The organism is Macrococcus animalis (assembly GCF_047425875.1).
GTDB classification, from domain to species: Bacteria; Bacillota; Bacilli; order Staphylococcales; family Staphylococcaceae; genus Macrococcoides; species Macrococcoides animalis.
The window spans coordinates 1521046-1537333 of sequence record NZ_CP179727.1 but is presented as its reverse complement, the minus strand read 5'-3'; the positions used below and the strand labels follow the sequence as shown (position 1 = coordinate 1537333).

Here is a 16288-nt window from a genome sequence, read left to right as displayed (position 1 = left end):
TGTTGATTTATTTTGGCACAATATGATGCTCGCGACATCTTGGCTCGTAACTTTCTTTCGCACCAACTAATATAATTGGATCGTCAAAGCGTGCTGGCTCACCGTTGATTAAACGCTGTGTTCTCGAACTTGGTGCACCACATTCACTACACACTGCTTGTAATTTTGTTACATGCTCTGCAACTGCCATAATTTCAGGAACAGGTTCAAAAGGTACACCTCTAAAGTCCATATCTAATCCTGCAGTAATGACGCGATAACCTTCTTCTGCAAGTTGCGTTGCAACCCCTACGATATCATTATCGAAAAATTGAATTTCATCAATTGCGATAATATCATGGTCACTTTTCACATGGTCCATAATTTCTGAAGAATGCGTCACATTCACCGCTTCTACTTTGTTGCCATTGTGAGAAACAACTTCTAAATTACTATAACGATCATCGATTGTGGGTTTAAATACTATGACCTTTTGTTTCGCAAAAAGGCCACGACGTACACGACGAATTAATTCTTCACTCTTTCCACTAAACATACTACCCGTAATACACTCTATCCAACCTGAATGATAATGCTCATACATGCTTTTACTGCCACCTTTTTAAGTCATAATCGCTTTATTATAGCATAATTCTCACCTAGATTACATTGCGATTTTCGTAATAGACATTCATAAAAAAACTCTTATACCAAAAGGTATAAGAGTTTAAAATGTCGATATTAGTTGTTTGCTGACTTAAGACCGAATTTTTTGTTGAAACGTTCAACACGTCCATCCGCAGATGCGAATTTTTGACGGCCTGTGTAGAATGGATGAGAATCAGATGAGATATCTAAACGGATAACTGGGTACTCATTTCCATCTTCCCAAGTCATTGTTTCATTTGATTTACGAGTAGATCCACTTAAGAATTTAAAGTCTGTAGTAGAATCTAAGAAGATTACTTTATGGTAATCTGGATGAATTCCTGGTTTCATAATTGTTTTCAGCTCCTTTGCCCTGAACCATCTGGAACAGAGTTTATTCGTGAAATATTTTCACGTCAATACTTACATATTATATACGTCTCTACTCAAAAAAGCAACCATAATTTTTTAAATGATTGGTCTTCCTGTTTTCGCACTTTCCACCATGCGTTCTCCAAGTTGTTTGAAGAAATCCGCGTTCGATTCACTTTGTTTTAACCGACGTAAGAAACGTTCCGTGAAATCATTACTATCCGTAAATAAACTACGGAGTTGCCAAACCATCTCTAATTCTTTCTTATCAAGTAATAATTCTTCTTTACGCGTGGAACTACGACGAATATCGATAGCAGGATACACACGTTTCTCAGCAAGCTTTCGATCTAGTGTAAGTTCCATATTTCCTGTTCCTTTAAACTCTTCATAGATCATATCATCCATGCGCGAACCTGTTTCAACTAAAGCCGTTGAAAGTATTGTTAAACTTCCCCCACCTTCAATGTTACGTGCTGCCCCGAAGAATGCTTTCGGACGATGTAAACTTGCTGGGTCTAAGCCACCTGATAATGTACGTCCACTTGGTGGTACAACTAAATTGTACGCTCTAGCTAGGCGTGTAATAGAATCCATTAAGATGATAACATCTTCACCAATTTCAACTAAACGTTTCGCACGCTCTAATAAAAGTTCTGCTACTTTTACGTGATGTTCTGGTGGCTCATCAAATGTTGAATGTACAACTTCAGCCGCTTCAACTGAACGCTCTAAATCTGTCACCTCTTCTGGACGTTCACCCACAAGTAGGATAAATAATTTCGCTTCAGGATGATTAATACAAATCGCATTAGCAATTTCTTTCAGTAAAGATGTTTTACCTGCTTTCGGAGGTGCCACAATCATGCCTCGTTGACCAAAGCCAATTGGTGTCACTAAATCCATAATGCGTGTTGAATATGCAGTTTTCGTCGTTTCTAATTTAATGCGATTTTCAGGATACAGTGGCGTTAACGCTTGGAAGTGAGGACGTTTCTTTACTTCTTCAGCATTTTGATCATTTACGAAGTCGACTTGCAATAACCCGTAATACTTTTCGTTTTCTTTAGGCTTACGCACTTTACCCGTAACTTTATCCCCTTTTTTAATTTCAAAACGACGAATTTGACTGGCTGAGATATAAATATCCTTTTCCCCTTTTGAATAGTTAACTGTTCTTAAGAAACCATAACCATCGGGTTGAATATCATCTAATATCCCTTCCATATAATAGTTGCCGTCTTTCTCCATTTGTTTTTCCATAATAGCAAGTACTAGTTCTTTTTTATTTAATTTACTATAGTTTACTAAACCTAATTCTTTAGCTTTCGTTGTTAATGCTTTCGTTGTGTGATTTTTATATAATTCGTGAAAAGACTCATATTGAGGACTTGTTCTCACTTTTTCGACCATTTAAACACCCATTCCTATTGATTTATATTTACAATTCATTGACTCGTCTTGGAAAATTCTAAAAAGAAAACTCAGAAGAAAAAGAAGAGGATTATCAATTGATAGTTTAGCATGTTTTTACCAAAAGAAAAAGCTTGAGTATCAACTCAAGCTCTATTCAGTATATTATATTTGATCTTCTTCGTTAATTATTAAACCTGGCTTTTTATCTAAGCTATGACGCCCTTGAATAAAACGAACAGTACCAGATTTCGCACGCATAACAAGTGAATAAGTTTCAGCAAATCCACCTTTAAACTGAACACCTTTCATTAACTCACCATCAGTAACAGCTGTTGCTGCAAATATCGCATCGTCACCTTTAACCATATCATCTAATTGTAATACAGTGTTAGGCTCGATACCCATCTTACGGCAACGCTCTTCTTGTTCTGCATCTTCTGGTAATAAAATACCTTGGAAATCTCCACCTAAAGCTTTAATACCAACAGCAGCGATTACACCCTCAGGTGCACCACCAGAACCGAATAAAATATCAACACCTGTGAAATCAAATGCTGTATTAATCGCACCTGCAACGTCACCGTGCTCGATTAATTTAATACGTGCACCTGCTTCACGGATTTCTTTAATAATACCTGCATGACGCTCACGATTTAATAAAGTTGCAGTCACATCAGAAATATCTTTTCCTTTTGCTTTCGCAACGGCTTGTAAGTTTTCAGTTACAGATTTAGAAATATCTACAACACCTACACAGTCAGGACCGACTGCAATCTTCTCCATATACATATCTGGTGCATGAAGTAATGTTCCTCTATCACCTACAGCTAATACTGTCATTGCATTCCATGAACCTTCTGCAACAAGTGTTGTACCTTCCAAAGGATCCACTGCGATATCAATTTGAGGCCCTTCTTTAGTCCCAAGTTCTTCGCCGATATATAACATTGGCGCTTCGTCCATTTCACCTTCACCAATTACGACAATACCGTCCATTGGAATTGTATCAAATACTTCACGCATTGCAGTTGTCGCTGCATCATCTGCTTCATTCTTCAAACCTTTACCTACCCAACGTGCACTTTTAAGGGCTGCTGCTTCAGTAACTCTGACTAACTCCATTGATAAACTACGTTCCATAAACATTCTCCTCTTTGCATTAGATATGTAACATCGTTAATAGTATAACACATTAAATCATTATGAGTACCTTTAGATGATATTAGAAATGGATTTTTTATTTAACAAAAATATAAAAAACTTACTTATTGCATTTATACAATAAGTAAGTTTAAGTCAACTATGCTTTCTTCTCTTTTAATTCCAGGTTTTCTTGGGCCCACGCTTCAATCGGATGCATCGCTTCTGATAATGCAAATCCTTTATCAGTTAAAACATATTTAATCGATAATGGTGTTGTAGAGACCACTTTCTTTTCAACGAGTCCCCATTCAGCTAATTCACTCAATTTTAAACTTAGCGCACGTGGCGTTATTGATTTTAAATCACGTTTCATATCCGAAAAATGTGCAGAGCGATCTTCTGAACGCGATAAATAGTTTATAAGTAGGCCATTCCAACTGCGACCAAGAATCTTAAAAGTTTCTTCTAAATATGGACAAATTTCCATATATATCACCTCTTTATATTACTAGTGTACAACGATATAAAAAATATATCAAATATATTTTTTATATATTATGAAAAAAAACGGCAAAATCGCCGTTTTTAAAGGAGAAATTTTATTCGATTGTCTCTCTCCAGATATCTGCACCTAATACATTTAACTTTTCTACAATACCGCTGTATCCACGATCAATATGACGAACGTTGTATACAGTAGTAATACCTTCAGCCGCTAGTCCTGCAATAACTAGACATGCACCTGCACGTAAATCACTTGCAGCAACTTCTGCACCTGATAATTTAGATGGTTTAATAACAGCCGTCCCACCAGATTCGGAAATATTTCCACTCATGCGAGATAACTCATCAACATGCTTGAAACGTGCCGGATAAATTGTATCCGTTATTGTACTTTGGTCATCTGCCATAAATAACAATGGCGTAAACGGTTGTTGTAAATCTGTTGCAAATCCAGGATACACGTTAGTCGTAATAGTTACTGGATGAAATTTCTCCGGTTTAGAAATTAACGCTTTGTCTTCACCGATTTGGACGTTAACACCCATTTCGATTAACTTCGCAGTTAATGGTTCCATATGTAAAGGGATAATATTCTCAATTAATACTTCTTCACCCATCATTGCAGCTGCACACATATATGTACCCGCTTCGATTCTATCAGGAATAATTGTATGTGTAGTGCCTTCCAGTGATGTTACACCTTCAATTTTTAGTGTGTCAGTACCCGCACCACGAATCTTAGCACCCATGTTATTTAAAAGTGTTGCAACATCAACGATTTCAGGTTCCTTCGCTGCATTCTCAATCACAGTCTTACCAGTCGCCATAGAAGCGGCTAACATAATATTAATCGTAGCACCAACCGACACGACATCTAAGAAAATCTTTGCGCCTTTCAGCTCTTTAGCTTCTAAGTACATCCCACCTGCTTCATTGGTAACCGTAGCACCTAAAGCTTCAAATCCTTTAATATGTTGGTCGATAGGTCGAGGTCCTAATGGACATCCACCTGGTAAACCGATGACAACTTTCTTGAACTTACCAAGCATTGCACCCATCATGTAGTATGACGCGCGTAATGATTGTACTTTATGATTTGGAAGCGGCATATTAACAGCGTTTGAAGGATCCACAGTTAAACGGTCACCCTCTAGAGTGGTAGTAATATTTAAATCCTCTAATAAACTCATTAGAGTCACAACATCCGAAATTTCTGGTAAACCTTCTAATGTAACTGGACTATTGGCCATTAAAGTTGCTGGGATTAAAGCAACCGCACTATTTTTAGCACCACTAATTTGAACCGAACCTTTAAGAGGATTTCCACCTCTTATTTTAATTACTTCTTCTGACATAGTTGTACTCCTTTAACTTTAATCACACACTTTTATCATATTAATGTCTATTATTTTCTATTATAAACTAATTCATTTTAGTATTGCAAAACAAAAAGCATGAAATTAAATATAATCTACAGGGTAAAATTCGTCAAGAAAAAAGACTGATGCGAAAGTCGCATCAGTCTTATAGCAAGATTCGGATTAAGCTTTGTTAGAAGTACCGAATTCTTTAATTTTTCCGATTACAGTTGCTTTAATCGCTTCACGTGCTGGTCCTAAATATTTACGTGGATCATATACTTCAGCGTCGTTGTTTAAAGTTTCACGCACTGCTTTAGCAGATACGATTTGGTTTTCAGTGTTAACGTTGATTTTAGCTGTTCCTAAAGAAATTGATTTTTGAATATCATTCGTTGGGATACCAGTACCACCGTGTAATACTAATGGTAAACCAGTAGCTTTACCGATTTCTTCCATTTCTTTGAATCCTAAGTTTGGCTCACCTTTGTATGGTCCGTGTACTGAACCTAATGCAGGTGCTAAACAATCGATTCCTGTTTTTTCAACTAATTCTTGACACTCTTTAGCATCAGCGTAAACTACACCGTCAGATACTACGTCGTCTTCTTGTCCACCAACACGTCCTAATTCAGCTTCAACAGAAACTCCTTTAGCATGTGCGTATTCAACAACTTGACTTGTAATTTCAACGTTCTCTTCGAATGAATGATGAGAAGCATCAATCATAACAGAAGTAAATCCAGCGTCAATCGCAGCTTTACAGTTTTCAAAACTTGAACCGTGGTCTAAGTGAATTGCAACAGGAACTGTGATGTTCATGTCTTTCATTAAACCTTCAACCATTTTCACTACTGTGTAAAAACCACCCATATATTTAGCAGCACCTTCAGAAACACCTAAAATAACTGGAGCGTTTTCTTCTTGTGATGCACCTAAGATTGCTTGAGTGTATTCAAGGTTGTTAAGGTTGTATTGACCAACAGCATAACCACCTTCTTTAGCTTTGATTAACATTTCTTTCATAGAAACTAATGGCATGGATAATATCCTCCTTGTTTGTGCTTTAAGCACTATTTTTATAACGTTAGTATAGCACTTCAGACATGACTTTGCATGTTTGAACACTCAATTTATGAAAACTTTTCAGCGATTTTCACAACTTCGTCAATTGTAAACGGCTTCATTAGAACACCCGTCGCACCTTTATACTTAATTGATTGGATTTGCTCATCAGTTTGGAAAGCAGAGACTAAATAAACCGGTACCTCCGAAAACATTCTAATTTCATTTAATGTTTCATCACCCGACATAATTGGCATTTTCCGATCCAAAAAAATTAAATCATAATTATTACTTTTAATCAGTTCTAAACCTTTCTTTCCATGTTCAGCGAGTTCAGTTTCCCAACCTTTTAGTTTAAATATTTCTTGAAACAGTAGTCGAATGTTAGGTTCATCATCAATAACTAAGATTTTCATATGTTACTTTCTCCTCTTCATATATGATATGATATGATGTAAGAATTTTAGAAAGAAGGTTCACCATGCTTAAAATATTCAATACACAACTTAATGGTATCTTTAAAAAAATAGATATGCAAGAAACAGAACTAGATATAGCAGGTCGATTATTAGCCCAAGCAGTCGTTGGCGAAGGTAGAATTTATGTTAAAGGATTCGGTGATTTAAAGTACTTCGAAGATTTTGTTGTTAATGGCAAAGAAAGTCTTTTCGATGCAACAGTTTATATCTCTGATGCTTTAGTAGATAGAACTGATCGCATATTAGTTATGAGCGATGAATACGATGATAGTACAGCAGAATTCGTTGATAGTTTAGAAGCGCGTGACATTGATTATGTACTTGTATGTAACAAAAGTGATGCGATTACATCGATGAATTTTATCGATTTATGCACACCACGTGCACTCGTACCAACAGAAGACTACAGCCGAATTATTACACCACATATGATGGTAATGAACTATATCTATTACGCAATCTACAGTGTGATGCACGAAATATTAGTTGAGGAGTAAGTGAGAAAGTTAAGCCAGCGTTGATACCATATTTCTTGGATATCAATGCTGGCTTTTTTGGTGATTCAATATATAAAAGACTTGTTGACTCGTTATTCGCTGTATGGATTGTCATCTTGTCCGATATTTTGCATATATCAGACTTGTTTCTCCGTTATTCGCAAGATGGATTGTCATCTTGTCCGATATTTTGCATATATCAGACTTGTTGCTCCGTTATTCGCAAGATAAATTGTAGTCTTGTCCGATATTTTACATATATCAGACTTGTTGCTCCGTTATTCGCAATATGGATTGTCATCTTGTCCGATATTTTACATATATCAGACTTGTTTCTCCGTTATTCGCAATATAAATTGTCATCTTGTCCGATATTTTGCATATATCAGACTTGTTTCTCCGTTATTCGCAATATAAATTGTAGTCTTGTCCGATATTTTGCATATATCAGACTTGTTGCTCCGTTATTCGCAAGATAAATTGTAGTCTTGTCCGATATTCTACATATATCAGACTTGTTTCTCTGGTATCACTTTATCAAACCAGTATTTTCTTCCTTTATTCTTGCCACTGTATTTACAACTGCCCATTAAAGCTCTTTGGACTGTCTTTATTTCACACTTACTCCATTCTGATATTTCTTTTACTTGAAATGAGGTATTTTTTAACGTCCAAACCTGACGTGCACATTCAACGATATAATCTAGTTTGCTCAACTTTCTTCCGCATTTACATGATACATATTTCATTCTTCCAACAATCTCCACCATCTCATATCGCTTGCAGTTCGGACATCTATAACCCTTCCTCATTCTTTTATAATCGTAATAGACGAAACGTCGATCGTCTAAGACATTCGCCTCTATTAAAGCTCGAGCTAATTGGTAATCTTCGTCAGTAGGTGGCCCAAGTTGTTTCAAATAATTGATAATGCTTGGAATCTGGCTAGCAAACTTAATACAATTGTCACCGTTGAAATTTTTCAGGTTGAACTTATCATTGACAAAGACAATACGACTCACATGTTGATACCCAAATCCTTTACGTATCAATAATTGCGACAATATCAAATCCGCACGTTTTAACTGCGTCATTATAGTCTGATCCACACTGCCGTTATCTTTTTTAAACAAGCCATCTATATAAGTATAGTTGCCAGAATAGTTCTTCACATCAAAGTGATAAACGGTGCCATCACCAATCACCAGAAAGTCAAATTGTGCCTTACTTGATTCTTTCAATGTAATATCCCATAACTTCAGTCCCCCTTCAACCTCATTTAACAATCTGTAAAAATAATCTTCACCTTCATAGCCGAGTTGATAGGCAAATAATCTTGTCCGATCATCTTTCGTAAGTTCACATCTACCGTCAACGTTCAACAAGTAGCTTATTTCATTATCTGGTTCGTGAAGTTTAAGAAACATATTACACCTCCTAATAATAAATTTACAACGATTATCATAATAATTCAATAGTTAACTTTTGTTAACTCATTCAACAAAAAAAGCCACCCCATAAGGGCGGCTATAATACTATATTACTTATTAATTGCTGCTTCCACGAATCCACGGAATAAACTTTGTGGTTTCATTGGACGAGATAAGAACTCTGGGTGGAATTGACATGCCACAAACCATTTATGTTCTGGAATTTCTACGATTTCTACTAATCGTCCATCAGGAGAAAGTCCCGAGAATACTAATCCTTTTTCTTCTAAGCGTGCACGGTATTCATTATTAAACTCATAACGGTGACGGTGACGCTCATCAACATGGTTCATACCATAAGCTTCAAATGCTTTCGTTCCCTCTTGAACTTCACAAGGATATAAACCTAAACGTAAAGTTCCGCCTAAATTTACAACATCTTTTTGGTCTGGTAACAAAGCAATAACTGGGTATGGCGTGTTTGGATCTAATTCTGCAGAATGTGCACCTTTTAATCCTACAACATTGCGTGCGAATTCAACGGTTGCAAGTTGCATACCTAAACAAATACCGAAGAATGGAATGTTATTTTCACGCGCAAATTGCGTAGCTAAAATTTTACCTTCGATACCACGCTCACCGAAACCACCTGGCACTAGAATACCATCGGCATCCTTTAAACGTTCCTTATAATTCGATACGTCTAATTGTTCTGAATTAATCCAGTCAATTTCAATATCTTTACCAAATGCATAACCAGCATGTTTTAATGCTTCAGCTACAGATAGATACGCATCTTGAAGTGCAACATACTTACCTACTAAAGCAATACGTACTGAACCATCTAAGTTACGTACAGTATCTAATAACTGATTCCACTCTTCTAAATCCGCTTCACCACTTGCTTCTAATCCTAAGCGTTCAACCACTAAATCATCCATATGTTGTGCTTGTAGTGCTACTGGAATTTGATAAAGTGTATCTGCATCACGACATTCAATTACAGATTTTTTATCGATATCACAGAATAACGCAATTTTATCACGTAAATCTTCTGTCATTTCATATTCAGTACGTACTACAATCATATCAGGTTGAATACCTAAGCCACGTAATTCTTTTACTGAATGTTGTGTTGGTTTTGTCTTCATTTCACCTGCTGCTTTGATATAAGGTAATAACGTACAGTGAATGTACATTACGTTCTCACGACCTAAATCACTTTTAATTTGACGAATAGATTCGATAAACGGTAAAGATTCAATATCCCCTGTTGTCCCACCAATTTCAGTAATAACTACGTCCGCTTTCGTTGATTCCCCCGCTAATAATAAGCGTGATTTGATTTCATTTGTAATATGCGGAATAACTTGCACTGTCCCACCTAAATAATCACCACGGCGCTCTTTCTTTAATACGTGAGAATAAACACGACCTGCTGTAACATTTGAATATTGATTTAAATTAATATCGATGAAACGCTCATAGTGACCTAAATCTAAGTCAGTTTCTGCGCCATCATCTGTTACGAATACTTCACCATGCTGATATGGACTCATTGTACCTGGATCCACGTTTAAATATGGATCAAACTTTTGGATGGTTACGTTTAAGCCACGGTTCTTTAATAATCTTCCTAAACTCGCTGCAGTAATCCCTTTACCTAAAGATGAAACTACGCCACCTGTTACAAATATAAATTTTGTCATGATTTACCTCCTAGAAAAATAAAAAAGCACTCCGTTTGCAATTGCAAAGGGAGCGCATAAGTTTATACGTTCGTCCTAATTAAAGGAGCCCAAGTAAAATAATAATCATTTTTTGAACGAATGTCAATAAAGATTATTATACTTCCTCTTCTTCCTCGTCTTCAAATTCATCATCTTCGTCTTCGTCTTCAAATTCATCTGCTTCAACAACTAATCCAGCTTCTTCTAATTCATCTTCCACTTCTTCATCTTCAGCGTCAACATTTTCTTCATCTTCACCGGCAACTACTAAGTCTAATTCATCTTCTACTTCATCTTCACCAAGTAAAGCGATTTTCGGTGCATCTTCATCTTCTTCATCAAGCACTTCGAATTTTTGTACAGTTGGTGCGATTTTTTCTTCGATATCGTCAACTGAATACCAGTCACGAAGACCCCACATATATTCTCCTGTTGATAAGAAGCGTCCATCTGTGTTTAAATCTGTGTAAAATTGAACAACGCGCGTTTCAATTTCTTCATTCGTGTATCCACCAATAGCTTGGAATTCATCAATTAAATCATAAAGATTTACTTCTTTACCTTTTTCAGTTAAGTAGATATAAGCTAAATCGATAAATGAGCTTTCATCTATCATTTGTTTTGTATATTCAGAGATTTTCATTTTCTTCGTCCTTTCAAACTACGCTAGTTTAAGTTCACACTACATCATATCAAGAAAACATCTCTTAAAGCAAGATTAATAACGAATTAATTTCGTCAAATAATTCGGATGGTCCGCATCCATTGGTACAAAATTATTGTTTAAATAGATATCCGTTAAATCTTTCGGCACATCCACTTCAATTTGAATCACTTCTTTATAATGTTTACGAATAAATGTTGCTATTTGACGTAATACATTTTCGCGTATAGTATCTACATCTTCTTTAATATCCATTTCTTTTAACATTGCAATCTCGCCATTTACCTCTAGCACTATTGTTCCTACTTCTTGATCATCTTTTAATAGTCGCACATTGTCCCCATCTAACTCTAATTTTAGTTGCGATACATACTTCGCATCTAAATCTAAATAATACAAACGTTCTTTCCCGATTGGTCCATTAGGATTTGTTGCCAAATGCATAAATCCAGCACGCTCATACAAATTCCATGCACCTTGATTTTCTGCATCTACCACTAAGAATAAGTGATCGAAGTTGGGGAATACACTTTGGGCGAACTCGGGGATATTCATCATGATTTCTGTACCATATCCCATACCTTGTAGCTTATTATTGACTGACAAACTCCTTACATATACAGCATTGACAGGTGTGTCATATCCCTCATGTTGATAATGTTGATGTAACACGAAAAATCCTACGACTTGATCATCATAATTTAACACGATACATGGTCTACGATTCGGGTCGAATAAACCTTCATCTAATACTTCTACCGGTAGTGAAGAGTAAATCATTTGTCTTTCTGTTAGTTCAAACGCTTCTAATTGAGGCCTATAATCCTCTTTATATTGTACAATTTTAATTTGTGGTCCAATAAATTCCATAATGTTGCCTCCGTCTAGGTTGAATTTAATTATTTACTTGGTTTATACCCTTTTTTCCACAAAAGTTATCACAAAATTTAAACAAAGCTAGCAAACAGCCCATTCTAAACGTCAATATAGTATAATAACTTAAAATAAAAAAAATGAGGTATTTATATGAAAATAGGAATTGATGCGGGTGGAACATTAATTAAAATTGCCATCTTGGAAAACGATACATTTACATTTAAAAAACAGCCGAGCGTAGAGATTGATGCTGTTGCCGAATGGTTAAAAACATTGCCTGAAGCTCAGGTTGCACTAACAGGTGGGAAAGCAACTTACTTACAAAGCTTAATTCCACAAGATGCATTCCAGGCGATAGAGTTTGATGCCACTTTCCGCGGTATTCAATCTTTCTTAACTGAAATGCAATTAGATATCTCTAAATTTGTCTTCAGTAATGTTGGAACTGGTACTTCTATTCACTTCGTTAATGACAGGAAACAAATTCGTGCCGGTGGTACAGGCGCCGGTGGTGGTATGATGATGGGTTTATCATATTTACTGACAGGTTTAGACCAGTACGAAGATATTGTCAGCTTAGCTAAAGAAGGTGACCGTGATATCATTGATCTTAAAGTAAAGCACATCTACAAAGGTGACAAAACACCAATTCCTGGTGAATTGACTGCTGCAAATTTCGGCAATGTATTACACAATAAAGATACAGAAACTTTCACAGATGCAGATAAAATTGCTTCAGTATTAGGTGTAGTCGGCGAAACTGTAACAACCGTTTCAATTCATGCGGCTCGTGAATTTGGTGCCGAGTATGTTGTCTATATCGGATCTAGCTTCTTAAACAACACGTTATTGCGCGACATTGTCATGAACTATACTGTGTTGCGTAACTTCAAACCGTACTTCATCGAAAATGGTGAATATTCAGGTGCGGTGGGAACACTACGATTGATGGATGAAACTTAAATCACCGATTCACAAAACAATCAACACTATTGACGACAAAACCGTAACAATTACACGAGATGATTATGGCACGCATTACACAAACTGTATCCTCTATTTCGATGAGGACGTAAAAGAATTGGACGATATGATTTTTACAAAATGTACGTTCGAAAGTGATATGTATCCAATACATCTCACTGACGTCACATTTACAAATTGCAATATACAAAATGTATCATTTGAAGATATTAGTTTTCGACGTGCACATTTTAAAGATTCACTTATGACAGGATTCACTTTAAATAACGTCCATTTGAAAGACGTTCATTTTGAACAATGTAAAATGAATTTATTTAATATTGCAGAGAGTAAATTCGATGCTGTAAGTTTCAATCATGTTGATGGACACGATGGCTATCTTTATCACATTGAAACGAAAGAATGGGCTATCTCCGCTTCACAACTTAACAATATAAGTATTGTTGAAACCAAACTTAAAAGTATCGATTTATCAGACAGTAATATTGATGGTATTACTGTGAACCCTAATGATCTAGCTGGTTGTATGGTTAATCCATTTCAAAGTACAGCGCTCATTCAACTTTTTGGTATCCATGTAAAATAAATAATGCATCGTTACTCAAGCTTTGAGTTACGATGCATCGTTTTATTTCTTACCCATAACCTTTACCAAACTAAATAAAAATGGAATCAGTGTGGCACTAATAATTGTGGCTGCTACAGCTATGCCAGTCCCATTATTCTTCTTTGTCATGTATACTCACCCCTTAAGAATTGCTTCAAATGCTTTCACACGTGCTTCGACTTCAGCTTCATCACCATGCCAAATACAAATAAATCGAGACGGGAATCCATTATCTTCTTTATAATCTCCATTATAATATGCAAGTGGGAATAAGTATCCTAATTTCACTTCTTCTAATATTGTGTTATAAAACTTCTCGTTATCACCGTTACTATAATACGCTAAAAACTTCTTATACTCACCATTTAACACACTATCAAGCAGCAATAACGAACTTGAACCATTTTGTCTGAAGTTTAAATCAATCGCATATATATCACCCGCTGCATCAACAAGTAAATCAAAGCCAGCAATACCGATATACCCAGCTGCTATACCGTTTTTCATGATATCTAATCCAACCTCGATCACTTCTTGCGGAATATCGTGGTCAATTATATTACCACGATATTTACCATATTTTTCAGTAATTTGATGACTACTGCCGATAAATTCAGGATCGCCACCTTCGCGATATGCATATTGCACACAATAGTTTTTAACAGGCGTAATAAACTGTTCGATAATCATTTGACTTGTACCTTCTGCTTGCTGTACACGTTCAATTGCTTTCGTAACATCTTCTTTTGTATAACATATCATTACCCCATAACCACCTGCTGTAGGGTGTTCATCTCCTGGTTTAATAACAAACGGTAATGTCCACTCGAAAACGGCTGTTTCGAACGTTTCGACTGCAACTACTTCGCGCTTTGGCAAGTATTTGCCTTTCGTCCACTGATCGAGTATTGATTTATTATTTAACGCTAAAAATTTCTCGCGAGGTACAACATATTTATCTCCTGGCACAAGCGATTCTTCGTGGGCATATTGAAAGAAAACTTTCTCACCCTTACTAACCGCTTCACGTAATACTTGTTCATATTCCTCTCGCGTTTCATAGGTTCTGAATCCACGTGGCATTTCAAAACCCACTTCATTAAATAGCGCTTCAGTCTTATCAGTTACCGTTGCTTTATGCACAACAACCGGCATTTGTGCTATTAGTAATTCACGTGCACTCAGTAAGTTGGATTGATGCTCTTCAGGTTGTAACCAAGGATTAAATGTATATGATGGTCTTGATGAGTACAGCACTTTATCCCCATATAAATCCTTCATCACCATTGGTAAATCTATTTGTTTAATCACCATAAATCGTCTCCCTTAACGTTTCATGTAAGTTTTGAATACGCGCAAGCTCTTCTGGACGTTCAATTAACTCAACTGCCATGGTTGCCATAATCTTTGCACCTTGCAATAACGCGTAATCACCATGTGCACTTTTCGCTGCTTCACGAAACTCTACAGTATGACCTACAAGCGTTGATGGACCCATTTTAATATGCGGGTGAATTGTAGGTATGATGTGACTTACATTCCCCGTATCTGTCGATCCGAAACCAAAATCATCATGTAATATGGGTTCTTCATGCAATTTTGCATGTTTTTCGAATAAGTCATCTAAAAATGTATTTCTAACAAATTCATTTACCCCATTTTGAATTGGTTCAAGTTTATATTTTGCGCCTGCAGTCAAAGCTGCACCTTGGGCAACGCGATCAACTTTCGCAGTTAATACATCCAATTCTTTTCGACTCATTGCACGTGTATAGAATCTTGCTTTCGTATAATCAGGTATTATGTTCGCCGATTTACCGCCATCTAAAATAACACCATGCACTTTATCAGTCTTCTTAATATGTTGACGGAGTTGTCCGATCCCATTAAAGAAAGTAATCATAGCATCCAGTGCATTGATTCCGTTATGTGCATTTTCAGATGCATGCGCAGGTTTACCGAAAAACTCAACTTCAAACACATCTACTGCAAGCGTTGGGACTGTTCGGTAAGATTCATGTCCTGGATGAATCATAAGCGCAACATCACTATCATTAAACAATCCTGCTTTAACATACGACGCCTTCGCACTTCCATTTACGCCCCCTTCTTCAGCAGGAGTCCCAAACACTTGTATCGTACCACCTATTTCTTCGATTATTTCTTTTAATGCAATCGCTGACAATACACTACACGTTCCTATAATATTGTGACCACAGGCATGCCCTAGACCTGGTAAGGCATCATACTCTGCTAAATATGCTATTGTTGGCCCTTGCTTTTCACTGTCATACGTTGCAATAAAGCCTGTCTCATGTCCCGCGATATCATGTTCTAGATTAAATCCAGCTTCTTTTAATGTATTGCTTAATAATTTTGATGCAAAATATTCTTCATTTCCTAGCTCAGGTCGCGCATGAATGTCATGGCTCATTTTAATAAACTTTGCGCTATTATTATCAATATATTGGATTACTTTCTCAATCATCATATTCGCCCCTTAATTTCATTCATAAAAAAGACATTCCCAGATAGG

17 protein-coding genes are annotated in these 16288 nt (G+C 36.4%); 3 read left to right on the top strand and 14 right to left on the bottom strand.

The window, feature by feature from the left end; translation table 11 throughout:
- Positions 1 to 7: 7 nt before the first annotated feature.
- The 8 genes from ACMGE9_RS08005 to ACMGE9_RS07970 form a co-directional block, all read right to left on the bottom strand.
- Complete coding sequence (locus ACMGE9_RS08005; RefSeq protein WP_414042282.1) at positions 8 to 583, bottom strand: thymidine kinase; 576 nt, start codon at positions 581 to 583, stop codon at positions 8 to 10.
- 137 nt (positions 584 to 720) lie between these two features.
- A complete protein-coding gene (locus ACMGE9_RS08000; protein WP_414042281.1) occupies positions 721 to 978 on the bottom strand; it encodes a type B 50S ribosomal protein L31 in 258 nt (85 codons plus the stop codon).
- Positions 979 to 1095: 117 nt separating this feature from the next.
- Positions 1096 to 2412, bottom strand: a complete 1317-nt coding sequence (rho, locus tag ACMGE9_RS07995) for a transcription termination factor Rho (RefSeq protein ID WP_414042280.1) — start codon at positions 2410 to 2412, stop codon at positions 1096 to 1098.
- A gap of 165 nt (positions 2413 to 2577) precedes the next feature.
- Positions 2578 to 3555, bottom strand: coding sequence for a class II fructose-bisphosphatase (gene glpX / locus ACMGE9_RS07990; protein WP_414042279.1), 978 nt, complete (start codon positions 3553 to 3555; stop codon positions 2578 to 2580).
- 160 nt (positions 3556 to 3715) lie between these two features.
- Positions 3716 to 4045 carry a winged helix-turn-helix transcriptional regulator gene (locus tag ACMGE9_RS07985; RefSeq protein ID WP_414042278.1) on the bottom strand — a complete coding sequence of 110 codons (330 nt, stop codon included), beginning with the start codon at positions 4043 to 4045 and terminating at the stop codon, positions 3716 to 3718.
- 112 nt (positions 4046 to 4157) lie between these two features.
- The gene (locus tag ACMGE9_RS07980) at positions 4158 to 5417 is read right to left on the bottom strand and encodes a UDP-N-acetylglucosamine 1-carboxyvinyltransferase (protein ID WP_414042277.1); all 1260 of its coding nucleotides are present in this window, start codon (positions 5415 to 5417) and stop codon (positions 4158 to 4160) included.
- A 186-nt stretch (positions 5418 to 5603) separates the two neighbouring features.
- Complete coding sequence (gene fdaB, locus ACMGE9_RS07975; protein ID WP_414042276.1) at positions 5604 to 6461, bottom strand: class IIb fructose-bisphosphate aldolase FdaB; 858 nt, start codon at positions 6459 to 6461, stop codon at positions 5604 to 5606.
- Between the two features lie 92 nt (positions 6462 to 6553).
- The gene (locus tag ACMGE9_RS07970) at positions 6554 to 6901 is read right to left on the bottom strand and encodes a response regulator (RefSeq protein ID WP_414042275.1); all 348 of its coding nucleotides are present in this window, start codon (positions 6899 to 6901) and stop codon (positions 6554 to 6556) included.
- A gap of 65 nt (positions 6902 to 6966) precedes the next feature.
- On the opposite strand from ACMGE9_RS07970, the gene ACMGE9_RS07965 reads away from it, so the two are divergent.
- Entirely contained in the window at positions 6967 to 7461 is a 495-nt protein-coding gene (locus tag ACMGE9_RS07965) for a DUF2529 family protein (protein ID WP_414042274.1), read from the top strand.
- A 509-nt stretch (positions 7462 to 7970) separates the two neighbouring features.
- On the opposite strand, the gene ACMGE9_RS07960 is transcribed toward ACMGE9_RS07965, so the two are convergent.
- The 4 genes from ACMGE9_RS07960 to ACMGE9_RS07945 all read right to left on the bottom strand — a co-directional run bounded on the left by ACMGE9_RS07960 (position 7971) and on the right by ACMGE9_RS07945 (position 12155).
- Positions 7971 to 8888: a nuclease-related domain-containing protein gene (locus tag ACMGE9_RS07960; RefSeq protein WP_414042273.1), complete on the bottom strand. Its 918-nt coding sequence runs from the start codon at positions 8886 to 8888 to the stop codon at positions 7971 to 7973.
- A gap of 113 nt (positions 8889 to 9001) precedes the next feature.
- On the bottom strand, positions 9002 to 10600 hold the full coding sequence (locus ACMGE9_RS07955; RefSeq protein WP_414042272.1) for a CTP synthase: 1599 nt from the start codon (positions 10598 to 10600) through the stop codon (positions 9002 to 9004).
- Between the two features lie 136 nt (positions 10601 to 10736).
- Positions 10737 to 11264: a DNA-directed RNA polymerase subunit delta gene (gene rpoE, locus ACMGE9_RS07950; protein WP_414042271.1), complete on the bottom strand. Its 528-nt coding sequence runs from the start codon at positions 11262 to 11264 to the stop codon at positions 10737 to 10739.
- 75 nt (positions 11265 to 11339) lie between these two features.
- Positions 11340 to 12155: an N-acetyltransferase family protein gene (locus tag ACMGE9_RS07945; protein ID WP_414042270.1), complete on the bottom strand. Its 816-nt coding sequence runs from the start codon at positions 12153 to 12155 to the stop codon at positions 11340 to 11342.
- Positions 12156 to 12311: 156 nt separating this feature from the next.
- On the opposite strand from ACMGE9_RS07945, the gene coaW reads away from it, so the two are divergent.
- Positions 12312 to 13124, top strand: a complete 813-nt coding sequence (gene coaW / locus ACMGE9_RS07940) for a type II pantothenate kinase (protein WP_414042269.1) — start codon at positions 12312 to 12314, stop codon at positions 13122 to 13124.
- A complete protein-coding gene (locus ACMGE9_RS07935) occupies positions 13114 to 13731 on the top strand; it encodes a pentapeptide repeat-containing protein (RefSeq protein ID WP_414042268.1) in 618 nt (205 codons plus the stop codon). Before coaW ends, ACMGE9_RS07935 begins: the two co-directional genes overlap by 11 nt.
- Before the next feature lie 156 nt (positions 13732 to 13887).
- Here ACMGE9_RS07935 and ldmS read toward each other — a convergent pair whose 3' ends face one another.
- Both ldmS and ACMGE9_RS07925 read right to left on the bottom strand, forming a co-directional pair.
- A complete protein-coding gene (gene ldmS, locus ACMGE9_RS07930; protein WP_414042267.1) occupies positions 13888 to 15066 on the bottom strand; it encodes an L-aspartate--L-methionine ligase LdmS in 1179 nt (392 codons plus the stop codon).
- On the bottom strand, positions 15056 to 16240 hold the full coding sequence (locus ACMGE9_RS07925) for a M20 family metallopeptidase (RefSeq protein ID WP_414042266.1): 1185 nt from the start codon (positions 16238 to 16240) through the stop codon (positions 15056 to 15058). Before ACMGE9_RS07925 ends, ldmS begins: the two co-directional genes overlap by 11 nt.
- Between the last annotated feature and the right edge of the window lie 48 nt (positions 16241 to 16288).

Excerpts from the sequence above, each read along its gene's own strand:
- glpX (WP_414042279.1), bottom strand. The coding sequence starts at position 3,555 with ATGGAACGTAGTTTATCAATGGAGTTAGTCAGAGTTACTGAAGCAGCA.
- ACMGE9_RS07935 (WP_414042268.1), top strand. The coding sequence starts at position 13,114 with ATGAAACTTAAATCACCGATTCACAAAACAATCAACACTATTGACGAC.
- ACMGE9_RS08005 (WP_414042282.1), bottom strand. The coding sequence starts at position 583 with ATGTATGAGCATTATCATTCAGGTTGGATAGAGTGTATTACGGGTAGT.
- ACMGE9_RS07965 (WP_414042274.1), top strand. The coding sequence starts at position 6,967 with ATGCTTAAAATATTCAATACACAACTTAATGGTATCTTTAAAAAAATA.
- ACMGE9_RS07945 (WP_414042270.1), bottom strand. The coding sequence starts at position 12,155 with ATGGAATTTATTGGACCACAAATTAAAATTGTACAATATAAAGAGGAT.
- ACMGE9_RS08000 (WP_414042281.1), bottom strand. The coding sequence starts at position 978 with ATGAAACCAGGAATTCATCCAGATTACCATAAAGTAATCTTCTTAGAT.
- coaW (WP_414042269.1), top strand. The coding sequence starts at position 12,312 with ATGAAAATAGGAATTGATGCGGGTGGAACATTAATTAAAATTGCCATC.
- rho (WP_414042280.1), bottom strand. The coding sequence starts at position 2,412 with ATGGTCGAAAAAGTGAGAACAAGTCCTCAATATGAGTCTTTTCACGAA.
- fdaB (WP_414042276.1), bottom strand. The coding sequence starts at position 6,461 with ATGCCATTAGTTTCTATGAAAGAAATGTTAATCAAAGCTAAAGAAGGT.
- ACMGE9_RS07955 (WP_414042272.1), bottom strand. The coding sequence starts at position 10,600 with ATGACAAAATTTATATTTGTAACAGGTGGCGTAGTTTCATCTTTAGGT.
- rpoE (WP_414042271.1), bottom strand. The coding sequence starts at position 11,264 with ATGAAAATCTCTGAATATACAAAACAAATGATAGATGAAAGCTCATTT.
- ACMGE9_RS07925 (WP_414042266.1), bottom strand. The coding sequence starts at position 16,240 with ATGATTGAGAAAGTAATCCAATATATTGATAATAATAGCGCAAAGTTT.
- ACMGE9_RS07970 (WP_414042275.1), bottom strand. The coding sequence starts at position 6,901 with ATGAAAATCTTAGTTATTGATGATGAACCTAACATTCGACTACTGTTT.
- ACMGE9_RS07960 (WP_414042273.1), bottom strand. The coding sequence starts at position 8,888 with ATGTTTCTTAAACTTCACGAACCAGATAATGAAATAAGCTACTTGTTG.
- ldmS (WP_414042267.1), bottom strand. The coding sequence starts at position 15,066 with ATGGTGATTAAACAAATAGATTTACCAATGGTGATGAAGGATTTATAT.
- ACMGE9_RS07985 (WP_414042278.1), bottom strand. The coding sequence starts at position 4,045 with ATGGAAATTTGTCCATATTTAGAAGAAACTTTTAAGATTCTTGGTCGC.
- ACMGE9_RS07980 (WP_414042277.1), bottom strand. The coding sequence starts at position 5,417 with ATGTCAGAAGAAGTAATTAAAATAAGAGGTGGAAATCCTCTTAAAGGT.